At 63.4% G+C, this 17,404-nt stretch carries 18 protein-coding genes; 10 read left to right on the top strand and 8 right to left on the bottom strand.

What is annotated here, in order from left to right; all coding sequences use genetic code 11:
* The 5 genes from QZY03_RS00340 to QZY03_RS00320 all read right to left on the bottom strand — a co-directional run.
* On the bottom strand, positions 1–575 hold a 575-nt coding region (locus QZY03_RS00340; RefSeq protein WP_295577027.1), incomplete at its 3' end, for an SNF2-related protein.
* Positions 576–583: 8 nt separating this feature from the next.
* Positions 584–685, bottom strand: coding sequence for a recombinase family protein (locus QZY03_RS00335; protein ID WP_295577025.1), 102 nt, complete (start codon positions 683–685; stop codon positions 584–586).
* On the bottom strand, positions 660–839 hold the full coding sequence (locus QZY03_RS00330) for a type I restriction-modification system subunit M N-terminal domain-containing protein (protein ID WP_295577022.1): 180 nt from the start codon (positions 837–839) through the stop codon (positions 660–662). Before QZY03_RS00330 ends, QZY03_RS00335 begins: the two co-directional genes overlap by 26 nt.
* 41 nt (positions 840–880) lie before the next feature.
* Entirely contained in the window at positions 881–1,489 is a 609-nt protein-coding gene (locus QZY03_RS00325; RefSeq protein ID WP_295577019.1) for a hypothetical protein, read from the bottom strand.
* A 55-nt stretch (positions 1,490–1,544) separates the two neighbouring features.
* Positions 1,545–1,946: a S24 family peptidase gene (locus tag QZY03_RS00320; protein WP_295577017.1), complete on the bottom strand. Its 402-nt coding sequence runs from the start codon at positions 1,944–1,946 to the stop codon at positions 1,545–1,547.
* Between the two features lie 110 nt (positions 1,947–2,056).
* Between QZY03_RS00320 and QZY03_RS00315 the strand changes: the two genes are divergently transcribed.
* The 10 genes from QZY03_RS00315 (at position 2,057) to QZY03_RS00270 (ending at position 14,120) form a co-directional block, all read left to right on the top strand.
* On the top strand, positions 2,057–3,865 hold the full coding sequence (locus QZY03_RS00315; protein ID WP_295577015.1) for an ABC transporter ATP-binding protein/permease: 1,809 nt from the start codon (positions 2,057–2,059) through the stop codon (positions 3,863–3,865).
* Positions 3,862–5,586 (top strand): ATP-binding protein, encoded by a 1,725-nt coding sequence (locus QZY03_RS00310; RefSeq protein ID WP_295577012.1) that lies wholly within the window; start codon positions 3,862–3,864, stop codon positions 5,584–5,586. The genes QZY03_RS00315 and QZY03_RS00310 overlap by 4 nt, the downstream gene beginning before the upstream one ends.
* On the top strand, positions 5,586–6,248 hold the full coding sequence (locus QZY03_RS00305) for a response regulator transcription factor (protein ID WP_295577008.1): 663 nt from the start codon (positions 5,586–5,588) through the stop codon (positions 6,246–6,248). The genes QZY03_RS00310 and QZY03_RS00305 overlap by 1 nt, the downstream gene beginning before the upstream one ends.
* Before the next feature lie 41 nt (positions 6,249–6,289).
* Positions 6,290–6,754 (top strand): rhodanese-like domain-containing protein, encoded by a 465-nt coding sequence (locus QZY03_RS00300; protein WP_295577005.1) that lies wholly within the window; start codon positions 6,290–6,292, stop codon positions 6,752–6,754.
* A gap of 155 nt (positions 6,755–6,909) precedes the next feature.
* Complete coding sequence (locus QZY03_RS00295) at positions 6,910–7,833, top strand: hypothetical protein (protein WP_295577002.1); 924 nt, start codon at positions 6,910–6,912, stop codon at positions 7,831–7,833.
* A 40-nt stretch (positions 7,834–7,873) separates the two neighbouring features.
* Positions 7,874–8,962, top strand: coding sequence for an outer membrane beta-barrel protein (locus QZY03_RS00290; RefSeq protein WP_295577000.1), 1,089 nt, complete (start codon positions 7,874–7,876; stop codon positions 8,960–8,962).
* Between the two features lie 99 nt (positions 8,963–9,061).
* Entirely contained in the window at positions 9,062–9,559 is a 498-nt protein-coding gene (locus tag QZY03_RS00285) for a polysaccharide biosynthesis/export family protein (protein ID WP_295576998.1), read from the top strand.
* Positions 9,559–11,841 (top strand): polysaccharide biosynthesis tyrosine autokinase, encoded by a 2,283-nt coding sequence (locus QZY03_RS00280; protein WP_295576995.1) that lies wholly within the window; start codon positions 9,559–9,561, stop codon positions 11,839–11,841. Before QZY03_RS00285 ends, QZY03_RS00280 begins: the two co-directional genes overlap by 1 nt.
* A 108-nt stretch (positions 11,842–11,949) precedes the next feature.
* Positions 11,950–12,639: a hypothetical protein gene (locus QZY03_RS00275; protein WP_295576993.1), complete on the top strand. Its 690-nt coding sequence runs from the start codon at positions 11,950–11,952 to the stop codon at positions 12,637–12,639.
* Positions 12,636–14,120 (top strand): O-antigen ligase, encoded by a 1,485-nt coding sequence (locus QZY03_RS00270; protein WP_295576991.1) that lies wholly within the window; start codon positions 12,636–12,638, stop codon positions 14,118–14,120. The genes QZY03_RS00275 and QZY03_RS00270 overlap by 4 nt, the downstream gene beginning before the upstream one ends.
* Here QZY03_RS00270 and QZY03_RS00265 read toward each other — a convergent pair.
* The 3 genes from QZY03_RS00265 to QZY03_RS00255 all read right to left on the bottom strand — a co-directional run bounded on the left by QZY03_RS00265 (position 14,053) and on the right by QZY03_RS00255 (position 17,249).
* Positions 14,053–14,799, bottom strand: a complete 747-nt coding sequence (locus tag QZY03_RS00265) for a molybdopterin-synthase adenylyltransferase MoeB (RefSeq protein ID WP_295576989.1) — start codon at positions 14,797–14,799, stop codon at positions 14,053–14,055. The two genes, QZY03_RS00270 and QZY03_RS00265, sit on opposite strands and share 68 nt — an antisense overlap.
* 220 nt (positions 14,800–15,019) lie before the next feature.
* Positions 15,020–15,799 carry a TIGR02281 family clan AA aspartic protease gene (locus QZY03_RS00260; RefSeq protein WP_295576987.1) on the bottom strand — a complete coding sequence of 260 codons (780 nt, stop codon included), beginning with the start codon at positions 15,797–15,799 and terminating at the stop codon, positions 15,020–15,022.
* Positions 15,800–16,175: 376 nt separating this feature from the next.
* A complete protein-coding gene (locus QZY03_RS00255) occupies positions 16,176–17,249 on the bottom strand; it encodes an AAA family ATPase (RefSeq protein WP_295576984.1) in 1,074 nt (357 codons plus the stop codon).
* Positions 17,250–17,404 lie beyond the last annotated feature (155 nt).

The following is a 17,404-nucleotide window of genomic DNA, read 5'->3' as shown; positions in this document are numbered from 1 at the left end:
TCCAGCTTATCGTTGGTGAGGATCTCGAAGGGCAGGTGGAAGCGCCGGTACAGCTCGTCCTGCCACTGCTCGGCCAGGCTCCCGGGGCAGACGATCAGGCAACGTTGCAGGTCGCCGCGGGCGACCAGCTCCTTGATGAGCAGGCCCGCCATGATGGTCTTGCCGGCGCCGGGGTCATCGGCCAGCAGGAAGCGCAACGGCTGGCGCGGCAGCATCACCTCATAGACGGCGGTGATCTGGTGCGGCAGCGGGTCGACCATTGAGGTGTGCACTGCCAGCACCGGGTCGAACAGGTGGGCGAGGCGGATGCGGTGGGCCTCGGAAACCAGGCGGAAGAGTGCGCCGTCGCCATCGAAACTCCAGGGGCGGCCCTGTTCGACCAACTCCAGGCGAGGCTCGTCATGGCGGTAGAGCAACTCGTTGGCAACCTTGCCGGCCGGGGTCTTGTAGGTCAGCTCCAGCGCCTCGGAACCGAACCACTGGACGCTGACGACCGTCACCAGGGCATCGGGGAGGATGCCGCGGATGGCTGCGTTGGTCTGAAGCTTTTCGAGCTGCATGGTCAGGTGCTGCATCCTTATCCTTAGATCTGCTCGGCAACATTCAACAGATCGCGAGTGGTGCGCGCAAGGCGATCCAACCTGGTCACCGTCACCACGTCACCCGCGCGCAAGTGGTCGAGCATCCGAGGTGGGGCCGAGCACGACCTCGATCCGATGGATGACGACCATGGGCAGGATGCAGTCGCGGTATTTGCCGCGCTGGTAGACGTCGCGCAGGACGTCGTCGGCAATCCCCCAGATGAAGCTGACGAGCCGGTTGTGTTGGGCCTGGTCCATGAACTAACGATCCTGCGGGAGAAGCGATTCAAGCCGCTGCATCAACCCCGCGCCAACTCGGCCGTCGCACATTGCACGACCCCCGGCTCGGTCAGCGGATAGGCGGCGATATGCAGCCGCTGCAGGCGCTCCTGATAGGCGGTACAAAACTCGTGGTGGAAGGTCAGAAACATCGGGTGGGAGGTGATACCCCACACATCCTCAATGAACCCCAGGTAGTTGCGCGTCTGGCCCATGTGAAAGGACGACGGGGTCTCGCACAAACGAAAGCGCTCGATCCGCTTGTTCCACATCGGGAACACCGCCGGATTGGCCAGATGCAGCACCGTGGATGCCCCCACCAGCGAACCCAGGCAGCCGGCGATCGGGTCGATCAGATCGCGGCTGATGGTCACTCCATTCGCCTTGACCGCGGCAAATGACGCCGCCGCGGCCGGCAGAAAATCCTCGTCGATTTTCAGCGCCTTGGGCATCCAGCCGTAAGCCAGTGCAGCGGTCCGCAGGAAGGGGTCAAGAGGATCGTCCGCATCCACCCGCGCCGCGGCTACCAACGCCGGATAGGCGCGCAGAAAACTCGCCTCCCTGGAACTCGCCCCGAAGCGGTGTTCGCGCACACGTTCCACGGCGGGATAGAGGTTCTCGATGTTCATGGACTCTGATCGCTGATCGGGTGCGCGGCCGCAAGAGCGCGGCGGGCCATGGGGGCTACTGAGAAAGGCGATCGCTTGCGGGCGCCCGCCGGCTCGGGTCGAGTGCCGTCTCTGACTCGTGTGAATAGTCGTAGTGCTTGATCTTCCGCCGAATGTTACGCTGAATGATGACCCCAAGCACGGTCCATTCGAGACCCTTGAGGTCGATTTCCGGATAGACGGGGTTCTCCGCGCGCAAGGACTCGGCACCACCCGCGTCTTTGACATACTTGCGGAACCAGCGCACCCCCTCGACCTCGACGAAGATGTAAGACCCGTTGCGGCAGGTGTCGGTCGGCTCGATGATCACAATGCAACCGGCCGGGAACTCGGGCTCCATCTGATCGCCAAGCACCTGGAGCGCGTAGGGCTCGTGCAGGGCGCAACCGGGGCTGTCCAGGGTGGGATCTGCCATCATTCGTCCTCATCTTAGGCGCTGTTCGTCTGCCGGGTCGCTGGGCGGTGCACATGCCGCGCTGCTCGGGAGGCAAGGTGGCACCCGCGCCGCGAGAAAGCAACCAGATCCCCATGCAAGCACGAATCATCGCAACCGAGCGCGTCCACGCAGATCGCCGGGACTGGCGCAACCTGCGCGGGATGCTGCCCTATCTGTGGGAGTTCCGCGGCCGCGCCGCGGTCGCGCTGATGTGTCTGGTGATGGCCAAGGTCGCGACCGTCGGCGTCCCGCTGACGCTCAAAGGCATCGTCGATGCCTTCGACGGGACCAAGGGCCAGGTGTTGGTTCTGCCGCTCTCGTTGCTGCTGGTGTATGGCGCACTCAAGCTCAGCAACGCCCTCTTCAACGAACTGCGCGATGTGGTGTTCGCGCGCGTGCGCTACCGCGCCATGCGCAGGCTCTCGACGCGGGTCCTGGAACATTTGCACGCCCTGTCGCTGCGCTACCACCTGGAGCGGCGCAGCGGGGCGGTGAGCCGGGATCTGGAGCGCGGCACCCGCTCGGTTTCCACCATCCTCAACTACATGGCGTTCAGCGTGCTGCCGGTGCTGGTGGAGTTCGGCCTGGTGGCGGCGGTCATGCTCGGGCGCTACGCCCCGATTTTCGCCCTGGTGACCTTCGGCACGGTCGCGGTCTATGTCGCCTTCACCCTGGCCATCACTGAATGGCGCATGGACTATCGTCACGAGATGAATCGCCTGGACTCCCTGGGGAATGGGCAGGCGTTCGACAGCCTGCTCAACTACGAAACGGTGAAATATTTCGGCAACGAGCGCATGGAAATCGACCGCTACGATGCCACCCTGGCCGGCTGGGAGGAGATGGCGGTCAAAAGCCAGACCTCCATGTCCGTGCTGAATTTCGGTCAAGGCGCCATCATCGCGCTGGGGGTGACGCTGCTGATGGTCTTCGCCTCCCAGGGTGTGGTCGCCGGGGACCTGAGCGTCGGCGACCTGGTGCTCGTCAATGCGCTGTTGCTCCAACTCTTTATTCCGCTTGGTTTTCTCGGCGTCGTCTACCGTCAGATCAAGTACGCCCTGGCCGACATGGATCTGGTGTTCAAGCTGCTGGAGCGGCGACCCGAGATTGCGGATCGGCCCGCGGCCAGACCGCTCGCGCCGGGGTCGGGCGGCATCCGCTTCGCGCATGTCGACTTCCACTATCAACCCGAACGGCCGATTCTCAAAGACCTGGACTTCCACATCGAACCCGGACAGACCCTCGCCGTGGTCGGCCACAGCGGGGCCGGCAAGTCGACCCTGGCGCGCCTGCTGTTCCGCTTCTATGAAGTCAGCGGCGGTCGGATTCTGATCGACGGGCAGGACGTGCGCGACCTGACCCAGGCCAGCCTGCGCGCCGCCATCGGCATCGTTCCCCAGGATACGGTTCTGTTCAACGAGAGCATCTATTACAACTTGCAGTACGGACGTCCGGAAGCGACTCGCGCGGAGGTCGAGCGCGCGGCCGGGATGGCCCACATTCTTACCTTCATCGAGAGTCTGCCGGACGGCTGGAACACGGTCGTGGGTGAGCGGGGCTTGAAACTCTCGGGCGGGGAGAAACAGCGGGTGGCCATCGCCCGCGCGATCCTGAAGCGCCCGCGCATTCTGATCTTCGACGAGGCCACCTCATCGCTCGACAGCCACACCGAACAGGCGATACAGCAGACCCTGGCCGAGGTCGCTGAAGATCACACCACCCTGGTGATCGCCCATCGCTTGTCCACGGTGGTCGATGCAGACCACATTCTGGTCATGGCGCAGGGGCGCATCCGCGAGCAGGGGACCCATCGCCAGCTCCTCGAGGCCGGCGGGCATTATGCGGCGATGTGGGACTTGCAGCAGCGCGAAGGCAGCTCGGCGCCGGCGGTCAACGGATGAACGCCCATTCGGACCCAGGGTTCGAAGCGGCCGGAAGCGCGGCAGCAGCGGCGCATACCGACACAGCACCGCCGCGGCAGTTGACCGAAAACCAAGGGACGAATGTCCCCGACCAACCCGCTGTCCATGGCCCCGCCGCCGATCCAGGCCGCGACGCGGCCCGCATCAGGGAGATGCTGCGCACCGCCGGTCTGAGCGGTCCCCTGACGCTGGTGGGGACCACCCTGGGCGTCGCCTTATCGATGCTGCTGCTCCACTCGACCCAGCCGGGGCTGGCCTGGCCGCCCGTGGTCTGTCTGCTCTTTCTGCTCGCCGGGGTCAGCGGTTTCGCAGCGACCTGGCAACGTCTGACGCACCGGCTGCTGGTCCCGCTGGTGCGGCTGGAGGACTCGGTCGCCCGCATCAATCAGGGCGAGCCGGGGGCCAGTGGGGCCCTGCGCGACGCGGGCGTCCTGGACCGCATGGCGCGAGATATCGGCGGTCTCAACGCGGAGCTCACCGACCTCTACGAGGACATGGACAGCCGGGTCGCCCGCCAGACCAAGCGTCTGGCGCAAAAGACCGCCTCACTCAAAATCCTCTACGACGTCGCCGCAAGCATCCACCAGGCCGATTCACTCGAAGCACTCCTGTTGCGCTTCCTGCGGGTGCTCAAAGAGATGGTCAATGGCCGCGCCGCGACCGTCCGCCTGGTCCTGGCGGACGGGACCCGCCGCCTGGTCGGCTCCATCGGCTTGGACAATGATCTTGTTCAGGAGCAGGACATGGCCCCGGTCGACCTGTGCCTGTGCGGCAGCGTGCTCGCGCCCGGCGATATACTGTGCGATCGGAACGCCCGTTACTGCTCCCGAATCTATGGTCGGAGCATGTTCGGATCGAACGAGTTGGAGGTGGTGACGGTTCCCCTGGAACATCGCGACGAACTCCTGGGCGTTTACACGATCTTCGTCGACAAACCCGGGGTCAGCGCACGGGAAGACATCATGGACATTTTGTTGACCGTGGGGCATCACCTGGGCGTGGCGATTGCCAAGCATCGCTCGGATGCCGAGGCGCGCCGGCTGTCGATCATTGAGGAACGCAATTCGCTTGCCCATGAACTGCATGACTCACTCGCCCAAACGCTGGCGAGCCTGCGGTTTCAGGTGCGACTGTTCGAGGACGCGTTGGGCGATGCGCCGCTCCCCGCTGCCGCCCGCACTGACTTGGTCAGAGTGCGTATCGGCCTGGATGAGGCGCACACGGAACTGCGTGAGTTGCTGGTCAGTTTCCGCTCCCCCCTGGACCGGCGGGGGCTGGTGCCCGCCCTGGAAAAACTGACGCTGGGCCTCGGCCAAGAAACCGGCGCCCACGTGTTGTTTCAAAACGACTGCCGCCCCTTCGACCTCTCAGCCGCACAGGAACTGCAGGTTCTGCGCATCGTTCAGGAGTCCTTGACCAACATCCGCAAGCACGCGCACGCCCTCACCGTGCGCGTGCTGCTGACGCGCCAGCCGGACGGTGCCTATCTCGTGCTGATCGAGGACGACGGCGTTGGTTTCCGCACCCCGACCACCGGGGAGCGCCCGGGAGAACACATCGGGCTTGCCATCATGGACGAGCGGGCGCGGCGCATCGGTGCCGAGTTGCGCATCGAGAGCGAACCGGGCGAAGGCACGCGCGTGGAACTGACGCTCCATGTGTCGCGCCCCGACGCGCGTCCGCGACGGGTGGCACCCTGATGCGCGTCCTGCTGATCGACGACCACGCGCTGTTCCGATTCGGCCTGCAAGAACTGCTTGAACGGCGAGGCATTGAGGTTGTCGCGGCGCTGCGCGACGGCCGGACCGGTGTGGCACGAGTGGCCGAGACCTTGCCGGACGTGGTCCTGCTGGACCTGCGCATGCCTGAGCACGACGGGGTAGAAGTCTTACGTGAACTGCGGACGGCCCATCCGCGCATGCCGATCGCCATGCTGACCACGAGCGCGGACGAGCGCGACGTGATCGCCAGCCTTCAGGCCGGAGCCCAGGGCTATCTGCTCAAAGACATGGAGCCGGATGCACTGATCGCCGCCTTGGGCGAGGTGGTCCGCGGCCGCACCGTGGTCGCCCCGGAGCTGATCGGCATTCTGGCCCGGGCGGTCCAGGGCGAAACGACCGGAGAACGGCACCACCCGCGCCATGCTGATTTGACCCCGCGCGAACACGAGATCCTCTGCCACCTGGCGGAAGGACATAGCAACAAAACGATTGGTCGGCTGCTGGGGATCACGGACGGCACCGTAAAACTTCACGTCAAGGCGATCCTGCGGAAACTCGACGTTCACTCGCGGGTTGAGGCAGCGGTCATCGCCGTTGAGCGCAGTCTTTGTGCACGACCCCAGACCGACGACGAGCCCTGAGCGTAGCCGCCTCGCAATGTTCATTTTCCACAGGAGCGCAGATGAAGAATTTTCTCGAACTCGTCAGAGGATGTCTGGCCGACATCCGGGAGATCATGCCCTGGGACCTGGAGGAGCGCAGGCGCGAGAACTCCGACCTCATGATCGTGGATGTCCGCGAACCGGATGAGTTCGCGGCCATGCATATCGCCGGCTCGCTGAACGTCCCGCGAGGCATTCTGGAGTCCGCCTGCGAGTGGGACTATGAGGAAACTGTCCCTGAACTGGTACAGGCTCGACAGCGGGAAATCGTCGTTGTGTGTCGATCTGGATATCGTAGCGTGTTAGCAGCCAACTCCATGCTATTGCTGGGATATGATAACGTCGCCTCACTCCGGACCGGACTCCGCGGCTGGAAGGACTTCGACCAACCCCTGGTCGACAACGCCGGACGCAGCGTGGATCTCGATGATGCCGATGTGTATTTCACCCCACACCTGCGCCCGGAACAGCTTCGCCCAAAGTAGACGCCACCGGTATTTCGCGTTAAATGCGACAGTAGCTTTTTTGGCACTTAGTGCTAAGATTCAGGAAGACTGACGAACCCAACCCCACGAAGCGCCATCAGGCGACCCGCGGGGCAGCGTGCGCAAACGCCGTTTTCCATTAAAGAGTCAAGCACATGCGCTTCAAGTTCCGTGTCGGCGTACTGGGGATTGCCTTGAGCGTATCGGGATTCAGCCTTGCGGCTCAATCACCGATCGAGATGTCCGCGGTGATTTCCCCCGAAATACGGGCGATGGCCGAGCGCTTAGGCCCTCCCGTGGCTCAGCAGGACACCGCGGGAGAGACCACGGCACGTTCAGCGCTCACTGCCGACCCGCGCGCCGAGCTCAGGCGAAGCATTGCCGCGGAATGCCCGTCCGCCGAGGATGCGGGTAACATCACCGAGGCCCTGTTGGTCGCGGGTCACGATCTCTTCACGGCTGTCTACGAGACGATCCTGGTCTGCGCGGCCGCCGAGACCGGCCCGGGAGTCGCGGCGGCGGCAGCGCGCCGGGCGTTCTTTCTCAGAGGGACAGCACCGCGTTATCTGATCGACGCCGCCGTCCTGGAAGCGGCCGCAGAGCTCGCGGAACGCCAACGACAATCCACGACAACGAGCGCCGCAGTGGTCACACCAGAGAGCCCTGGACAAACACAACAGCGCGCACTGGAAAAAGAACGCCTGCGGCGCATGATGGAAAAGGGCCTGATCGGCGACGAGTATCGGGATTACGTCGACGACCGTCGGGCCTTGGCCGAAGCGATGACCCCACCGGCGGCCCCCCTGCCGACTGGTATGAGAACGTATACAACAACTTGTTTACCATTGGCCTGGTGGGCGGCGGCGGCTATGACAACTGGTTGGACGTCACCGAAGACTCGGGCGGCGAGGCCAGCGCCCGGTAAGCGCACAGTTTGTTACCAAATTTCAATCGACGCCTATAACCATACCGAGCGAAATACCGATGAACGGTCAACGATACCTCATCGCCGCGGGGATGCTCTGCGGCATCCTGGTACCCACACTGTCCGCGGCCCAGCCGGTCGGCACCGGGTTTGATCTGGGAGGGTTTCGCGCCTATCCCTGGCTCAACTTGCTGTTGGGCTACGAAACCAACTATTATCATAGCAATAATCAAATCGAGGATCTCGGCTATCTCGGGGTCATGGGCACCTTTGAGAGTATCGTCGAGCCCGGTATTCGCTTGACTGCCCTGAAAGGCGCGGATTCCTACAATCTGTCGTATTTCGCACGCATCGGCACTGTCTTCGAGAGTTCGGCCGATGACTTCGTCGACCACCAGGCCAGCGCGACAGCAAATTGGGACCTGGGTCTGCGCCATCGCGCATCCGCCGACTATCAATTCTGGCACTGGCACGATCGGCGCGGCACCGGCTCACCGGCTGATGGTTCGCGCGCCAACTTCTCGGATTCGCCCGATCTCTGGAACTCCAATCGTGCCAGACTGGGATACAGCTACGGTGCCCCGGGGGCGCGCGGCCGACTGGACCTGTCGGCCGGCTTTCTGACCCGTGACTACATCAATAATGATCAGGAAACCCGAAACAATAACCGCACACCACTCGGCGCCATCGTCTACGCGCGTATCAGGCCCAAAGTATCCTTACTGTTTGAATTGGGTTGGGAAAATATTGATTACACCAACCAGCAAGCCGATGCGGAGACGCTCGACAGCGAGCAACTGCTCGCTTACGGCGGTATCACCTGGGACGCGACGGCGAAGACCAGTGGTACCATGAAGTTGGGTTGGCTCGGCAAGGACTTTACTGCCGAAGAGCGCGGCAACATCAGCGACCTGGGATGGTCAGCAGCGGTCCAATATCGACCTAAACCTTACTCCACTTTCAACTTGGTGACCGTCCGCGCCCCCGAAGAGTCCACGACGGGTTTCGCGGATGCGGTTGTGGTCAGTTCCGTGAATCTGGATTGGGTGCACTACTGGAAGCCGGCCATCCACACGCGCTTCGGCCTGCTGGGAACTAACGACGATTACGTGGGGGAACCGCGCACGGATCATCGCTACAATGTCGCTGGGGGGATATTCTACCAGATGCGCCGCTGGCTTGAACTCGGGCTCGACTACACCCATGAATCGCGAGCGTCTGACCAGTCTTTGGCCGAATACACCGATAACGTTTTCTTGTTCTCGGTACGCACGGCGTATTAACTTCCTGTCCATATGAATATAGCGGCTTCGTCACCCCCTTTTCCCCGACACCGCGGACACTCGTGGCGGCTGATTCCCGCCCTGCTCGGCTGGTTGGTGGTGCTTCTCCCATGGGGGCTCGTCAACAGCAGCGATGCCCTTCAGGGTTACCGACTGAGCGCGGGGGATAAGGTACGGATCGCCGTTTTCGGCGAGGATGACCTGACCGTGACCAACCAGGTCAGTGCGCGCGGCACGATCTCCTTTCCACTCATCGGCGAGCTGAAGGTTGCGGACCTCACTCCGGGCGACCTTGAAGATCTGGTCGCCTCGCGCCTGCGTGGCCCCTATCTGGTCGACCCGCGGGTCAGCGTGAGTATCGAGGAGTATCGACAGTTCTTCGTCATGGGGCAGGTGAACAGGCCCGGAAGCTATGCCTACCTGCCCGGACTGACGGTGCGTAAAGCGGTGTCGATTGCCGGCGGCTATACGGAGCGTGCCTCGCGCAGCAAAATTTTTGTGGTATCGGAGGGCGATTCCAGGCAGGAGCGTAAGGTGAGCCAGGACGATCCACTCGGTCCTGGAGACACCATCATCGTCAAGGAAAGCTTCTTCTGATGAATCGCCGCGAATCCGTTTTCGATGCGGTCGTCACCGGCTCATCACCAGAACACGATGCAGTCGCCGCGCATACGACGGTGACAACATTTAATGTGGATTCATACTGGCGGCTCATTCGACGGTATTGGGCGCAAATTCTTGGGCTGGCGCTCGCTATCGGTCTGCTCGCTGGCTTGGTCGCTCAATCCCTGGAGCCGGTTTACCAGTCATCGACCACCATATTGATCGACACCAGCCGCCGCGGGTTCAGTCCGGTGCAGGATGACGCGGTAAACGGTTGGTACTCGTTTCTTTCCACCCAGACCTATTTGCAGACTCAGATCCTGCTGCTGCAATCCCAAGCGCTCGCGGCAAGTGTCGCCGATCGCTTGAATCTGTGGACCAATCCGGATCTCGATCCCCGCCAACAGGCGCCGCGCCGGGCCCGCTTCCAACTGAATCTCAGCGGCATCCTTCCCAATTGGGCATCGGACCCTGGGGTTGTCAACGTCATTCCGGAAGCGGACGCCCGCCGCAGCGTAATTGCCGCCTTGAGTGGAAATATCAAGGCTGAGGTGTTGCCGGACTCGGACATGGTTCGCGTCTCGTTCGACGCTCATGATCCGGAACTCGCGGCCAGCGTGGCGGCGGCTTACGCTGATGCCTATATCGAACTCGGGCTGGAAACGCGTTTGGAGGCAGTCAAGAAGGCGGCGACCTGGTTGACCAAGCGTCTCGATGGGATGCGGTCGCAGGTCGACACGTCCGAGCGCAAGCTCCAAAGTTACCGGGAACAGCAGGGATTGATCGACGTCAAGGGCGATCTGGACCTGACTGATCGGGAACTGAGTGACCTCGCACAACGGCTGGTGGAGGCCCGCGCAAGAAAGGAAGGCCTGGGCAATGAATTCGATCAGGTGCGCAAATTACGGGACCTCGACAGCACGGAGTTAAGCTCCAACGCGGTGGTGACCCGCAACCCCATTATTCAGACACTCAAGACGGAGGAGGTGCGCGCCGAGCGCAATGCGTCGGAATTAGCGGGACGTTATGGCGCCCAACATCCGAAGCTGGTGTCCGCTCGCTCCGACCTGAATACGATCCGCGCCAAGCTGCGCGCCGAGATCGATAACACCATCGCGGCAGTCAAGAAAGAGTATGACATCGCCAAGTCCCGCACCGATCAACTGCAGCGTGAATTCGATGCCATGAAGGCGCGCGTGCAGGATGTCAACCGCAAAGAGTTCACCCTGCGTTCGCTCGATCGTGAAGTGGAGAGCAACCGCCAGATTTACGACATGTTCCTGACGCGCTTCAAAGAAACCGACCTTGGCGCGGACGTCGAGTCAACCAATGCGCGGGTCATTGATGCCGCCCTGGTCCCCACGACGCCGATCAAACCACACAAGACCCGCATCGTCGTGGTCGCTATCGTGCTGGCCCTTCTCATCGGTGTCGGCCTGGCGGCCATCGAAGATCATCTGGACAACACCTTGAAGGACGCCGAGGATGTCGAAAATCACACCCACCTCGCAACCCTGGGAAGCGTGCCGCTCCTGAACCGACGGGGGCTGCGTAACGCGCCACCCGAGCGGATCTTTTTCGATTCGCCCAAGAGCGATTTCGCCGAGGCGATCCGCACGGTCAGGACCGCGGTGGTTCTATCCGGCCTTGATGACCCGCATCGGGTGGTCCTGGTCACGTCAACGGTACCCGGCGAGGGTAAGACGACGCTCGCGATCAACCTGGCAGCTGCCCTCGGTCAGTTGGAGCGGATCCTGCTGGTGGACGCCGATATGCGCCGCTCATCGGTCGGCCAGCGCCTCGGTCTGCCCGCCGAGGCACCCGGCTTGTCCAATCTGGTCGCCGGCACGGCGACGCTGGACGAGTGCATTCACCCCGTGGAGGGGTCGAAGTTGCATCTCCTGCCGGCTGGATTACTGCCGCCCAATCCGCTTGAACTCCTGTCCTCCCAGCGCTTCCAGCAGACCCTTGAGGATCTTGAACAACGTTACGACCGTATCGTGCTGGATTCCGCCCCAGCCCAGGCGGTGAGCGACGCCCTGATCCTCTCCCGGCTGTGCAATGCCGTGGTCTTCGTCGTTCGCGCGGATGCCACGCCGCGTCAACTGGTGCAACTCGCCATCAAGAGGCTGCACCGCGTGGACGCTCCGCTGATCGGCGTCGTCTTGAATCAGTTCAACAACGCCAAGAGCGTCCGCTATGGGCGTTACCAAAAGTATTCCTACGCATACCGCGGCTACACGCAGTACGACCGTGTCAGCGCGAAGAAAGTGTAGGTGCATCATCGGGGGTGCCCGGTGCCCAAGGGGGGGTGTGGGTCGACCGGCTATCGGGACGACTGGCCGCACCCGCACCCGCGCCCGCCTTGACTCGCGGTCGTGGCGGTGAGGCGCACCGCGCTGATTTCGCTGCTGATCCTGATCGCGGTCGCTGGATGCTGGAGCCTGCTCGCCGGAGCGGCCAGCGTATTCGCTTGGCAGGCGGACCGGATCAGCGCACTTGCGCCTGGCCCCGGGGTACCGGCCGGGGGCGTCGACGACCAAGCCATTCGCCGAGCGCTGTTGTTTGCGCAACAGTTGGATCCCACCAACGCCGGCTATCGCGGACAACTCGCGCTGCATCTGGAGCGTCTGGCGTTGCAGGCCCAGCCCCGTGGACCGGTCGAGACCGAGCGCTTGAGCGAGGCGGAGCGCCTGCAGGTCCAAACCGCGGAGCAACGCCCCACCTGGCCCCTGGGGCTGACATCGGTATTGCGCACCCGCTTCAAGCTCGGCCGATCAGGTCATGAATTCACGCGAATCTACCGCCGCGCGGCCGACCTGGGCCGCTCCGAGCCCGCCGCGCTGCGCGCACTGGTGGACCTGGGTTTGATCTCCTGGCCCTTGCTCGATCCTGAGGGGCGGCTCGCCGTACAAGACCTCCTACGCCACGGGCTGCAAACCCAACCCCACGCGGTCCTTGAGCGTGCGCTCGCGCTGCGCCAGGCAGCGGTCGTGGCACCGTTGATCGCCGCTGACGCCGATCTTCAACGGCTCTACCTGAGTATCCGCAACCGGTCGGCGTCCGGCCGATGAACACGGCGGCAAGCCAACCGACACCCGACCTTGGATCCAGCGACCGCTGGCTTTTCTATGCCCTGGTCGCCTTACTCGTCTGGGCGCCGCTGCCGCTCGGCAGCAATCGCCCCTGGTCACAAGCCCTGCTGGAGGTCGGGATCTTTGCGCTAGCCGGTCTCTGGCTGAGTCTTGCTCTGTGCGGCCGGGTGGGACCGACCGCCGCTTGGTCGCGCGCCCGCTGGCTGCTGATCGCCCTGATCGGTTGGCTCCTGTACGGACTCCTGCAAGTCCTGCCGTTGCCCCATGCCTGGCTGACGGTACTCTCGCCGATGGCGGCGCAACAATGGCTGGAGACGGCACTGGCTCTTACCGGCGACCGCCCGACCTATGCGACACTGAGCCTTGATCCCCATGCTTCCCTGGTCGCGTGGCGACTCGGCCTGGCCTTGATCAGCCTGTTCCTGCTGATCCTGGTGCTGGTCCGCAGCCGCCGACGCCTGCGCGTCCTGGCGAGCACGCTGGTGCTGGCCGCGGTGGTGCAGGCGATGCTGGCCAGCTGGCTTATGCTCTCGGGCGAGCCTTTCCTGTTCATCGCCGCGACCGGACGCGCCCACGGGACCTTCGCCAACCCCAATCATTTGGCCGGTTTCCTGGAGATGACCATCGCCTTGGGTATCGGCCTGCTGATCGCGGACCTCGCTCAACCGAATCAACGCCTGACCTGGCGGCAGCGCCTGCGCGCCTGGACCAGAACCCTGTTAGGATCCAAGGCGCGACTGCGTATCTATCTCGCGATCCTGGTGAGCACACTGGTGATGACGGCATCGCGGATGGGCAACACCGCGTTTTTCACCAGCCTGGTGATCGCCGGGCTCATCGGCGTACTGAGCTTTCGCCACTCACCGCGGCCGGTACTGATCCTGCTGTTCAGTCTGGTGTTGGTGGATCTGTTGATCCTGGGGAGTTGGTTCGGACTCGACCGCGTGCGCGAGCGTTTGGAACAGACCGTATTGACCGAGGATGCCCGTTACCAGATCGGCGTGCGTGCGACGCGGTATCTGGAGGACTACCCGTGGCTGGGGAGCGGCGGCGGCAGCTTCGCCAGCGTCTATCCGGCCTACCGGAACGCGGAGTCGATCCCGCTGCATTTCGCGCACGCGGAGAATGACCTGCTGGAACTGGTCGCCAGCGTCGCGCTCTCCCTGGGCGCGGCACTGCGCGTGCTCTGGAGCCCGCGCGACACCTTGTCGCGCGGCATGGCGTTCGCGAGTCTGATGGGCATCACCGCGATCCTGATTCACTCCACGGCCGACGCCAATCTGCACATCCCGGCGAATGCGGCCCTGTTCATGGTTCTGCTCGCCCTCCCCTGGCTCGGCCTGGCGATAGGACATGAGGAAACGCGCATCCCGCCGAAACAGCGCAGTCCGCTCACCGAAGTCCCCCGCAGACCGGACATTCGGGGTCCGCAGTCAAGCGGACCTGCCGCCACTGCATAGCGGCGGCATCGAGCAACAACAAGCGCCCGAACAAGGGCTCTCCCAGGCCGGTCAGCACCTTGATCGCCTCGACCGCCTGGATGCTGCCGATGATGCCCACCACCGGCGCCAGGATACCGTTGGCAGTGCAGGTGTCGTCGTCGGCACCGAGCCTGGGATAGAGACACTGGTAGCAAGGCCCGCCAGGCTGGCCTGAGAAGGTCGCGACCTGTCCCTCCATCCGGATGGCCGCCCCGCTGACCAAAGGTCGACGCGCCGCAACACAGGCGGCATTCACAGCAAAGCGGGTGGCAAAGTTATCGCTCCCATCCACCACCAAATCCAGGTCCGCAAGCAACGCGGGCAGGGTCTCCGCGGTGAGGCTGCGCTTGACCGTCTCCAATTCGACATCGGGATTCAAAGCGCGCAGCGCCAGCCGGGCCGAATCCGCTTTCGCCATCCCGATCCGGTCCGTGGTGTGGAGGATCTGGCGCTGGAGATTGGACAAATCCACGGCGTCGAAGTCAGCCAGCACCAGTCGCCCGACCCCGGCCGCGGCCAGATACATCGCCACCGGCGACCCGAGTCCACCGAGCCCGACCACCAGCACCCGCGCCTTGCGCAACCGCTCCTGGCCCTCGATGCCAAAGCCCGGTAGCATGATTTGCCGGCTGTAACGCAGCAACTGAGTGTCGTTCATGCCTAAACCGCGTCCAGCGCGACATGCGTAATTTTCATGGTGTGTTCGGCCCTGGGGTTTTCACTAACCTCGTGGAGACGCGGTTTATTGTCGTTGTCGTTGTCGTTGTCGAGTTTATCCTCTCGCCCCAGTGACTTACGCACATCATGACTTCACTGTCCGCGCTTGGTCAGCATCGCGCCGCTCCGCATCAACACCCTGATGCCCGAGCCCCTGCCGGTTATTGCGCCCCCAACACCAGCCGACCCTGCTCGTCGTCGATGGTGAGCCGAAAACGGCCCAGCAGGCTCATGCCGAGCAAAGCGTTCCCGCCGAGCCGACTGTCCTCGATAAAGGCGACCTCAATCCCGGCGATGCGCTGATCCTTCAGCCAGACCGCCGGGAGGGTGCCCAGCGCCGCGTCGGTTGGTCCGTTGGCAGTTTGTACCTGTTGCTGACGCAGCCCCTCGGGGGCGAGGCCCAGTTGGCCGATCAGCGAACTGGGGAGCACCACATAATCCGCCCCGGTATCCACCAGCAGCAACCGCTGAACCCGTCGGCCATTCGCGCCTTCCAGGGTCAGGGTCACCGCGTGGGAGGCGCCGACCCGCTGGGTTTCCAGAACGGTCTCGCCCGCGGACTCCTCGCCATCCACAGGCGCCGCCCCTGGCGTGGCCGCCACCGGCGGCGGCGGGACGTAGGGGACCTTCTCCCCCAGGATCAGGATCCGCTCAACCCCACCTTGGGGCGACTGGACGATCACATGGTCGAACCCCTCCAGGAGCACGCGCAGATGCGGCAACAGGTCCGTGTCCTCGGCCCGGCCCTGCTTTTCACGGGTCGCGTCCAGGTCCGCGGGCTTCATCGTGAAGCCATGGATCGCCATGAGCCGCTCCAACTCCTGCGCGACTTCGACCTGAGGCGCACCGATCAGGGGGCTGCCGAACGACCCGGCAAGCAGCAACATCAGCCAAGCCAGCCAAGGTCCGGCGAAGGACGATTGCGCGCGGGGATAGAACATCGACATCGGACTCCTCAGAGCTATCGGAGTGGAAAGAGTGCGACCGCCATCCAGACCCGCCGATGATCAGGCCAAAGTATCGGTAGGGAACACCTGTTTGAAGACCTTTTCGATTGGCCTGGGGTCCTGCGCTCACGGCACGCGCAACTGCGTGCGATAGTAACGTACCCAAGGCGCGGTCTCGACCCCGCGATGATGGTCAATACCCGCGTCACGCGTGGTGTTGCGACCGGCCACTACGGCGATTGCCGGAAAATCCTGACGTGCGTCTGGTAGAGCGGCATAGATCGTGGCGCCGATCTCGCGGAAAACGGTCTTGCTTATCCCGGAGTTTGACTTTGAATCGTCGCCGCTGGCGGAATGTTGGCAGCCGGCGCTACGCGGGATGCGTCCGCATCGCCGTCCCGCAGCCGAATATCGCGTCGCGGCAGCGCGATCGGGTTGCCCTGACCATCGTCGCCGCCTCGGATCGTTTGCCTTTCGCGCAACGGCGGTTATCCTGTACGGTACCCTGATACGTCGGAGCAATGTTCTCCGGCGGCGTCGTTTCCGTATCCATGACTTGGCGCTGAACGCGGTCGCTTTCGGTTCCGTAGGTCTCGACCGACGGGACGAAGATCTGCTGACCCCGCAGGATGCGAATCTGGCGGGCGTGCAGCGTCGAGAGCACCAGTGGGCTGTGGGTCGCGACGACGATCTGCGTATCCGGGAATACCTTTCGCAGATGAGGAATCACCGTCTGTTGCCATTTGGGGTGCAGGTTCAGTTCGATCTCGTCGATCAGCAGGATGCCGGGCGCTTCCAAGGGGTTGTCCCAGCCCGGGTAGGTCAATGCCAGCCGACGCGCGAAATCGATGGTCAGGGCCATCAGGTTGCGCTGCCCGGCGCTGAGCTGCGAGAAGTCCAGCACCATGGACAAACCTTTCGCATCCTTCTGAACGGCTTTCATCCTTGGGGGGTCATCGTCCGCGTAGACCCGTTCGATGCCGCCGAGCATCTGTCCGACGGCATCGCGAACGGCCCGGAGAACCGGGTCTTGCCAAAAGAAATCGCCACTCTTCCTGGGGTCGCGCAGCTCTTTGTTTTCCCGAACATAGAACCAGCGCTGTGCCTCCGAAAAGCTCGCGGCGGCATCTAAAGCCATGTGCCGTGCAGAATCCGGGTCGCTGGACCTTCCGTTCACCTCGCCTGGGGGTCTCAGGATTTGCGCATCGCGGGTATCGCGATAATAGGCGAGCGCAGGGATGGCGATGTGTCTCGCATTGGTTGTGGATCCTCCCGGAACATAGAGACCTTGGCTCGCTACGTCGAGACCTTCCGGGGACAGCCACCATTGCGAATAGCAGTTCGTGCCAAGGGACGGGGTTACTCCAGCTTGCTGCTGCCACTCCAGCACGAGAGGCGGCTCGGCGGAGCCCTCTCGGTGACGGGCCTCGGTGGTCAACGTCAAGACCTGTTCGCCGTCGCCAGCAGTTCCAAATTTGGGTGGCCGCCGCCAACAGCGTGTCGGCAGCGAGGCCAATGGTGGATGCGCTGCGCTTATCCACCCTACAGAACCGGCCCCGCTGTAGGGTGGATAAGGCGCGCCGCTCGGTGTCAGGGACC

The sequence above is a fragment of the uncultured Lamprocystis sp. genome (assembly GCF_903933125.1).
GTDB lineage: Bacteria > Pseudomonadota > Gammaproteobacteria > Chromatiales > Chromatiaceae > Thiodictyon.
This window is presented reverse-complemented; position numbering and strand designations above follow the sequence as displayed.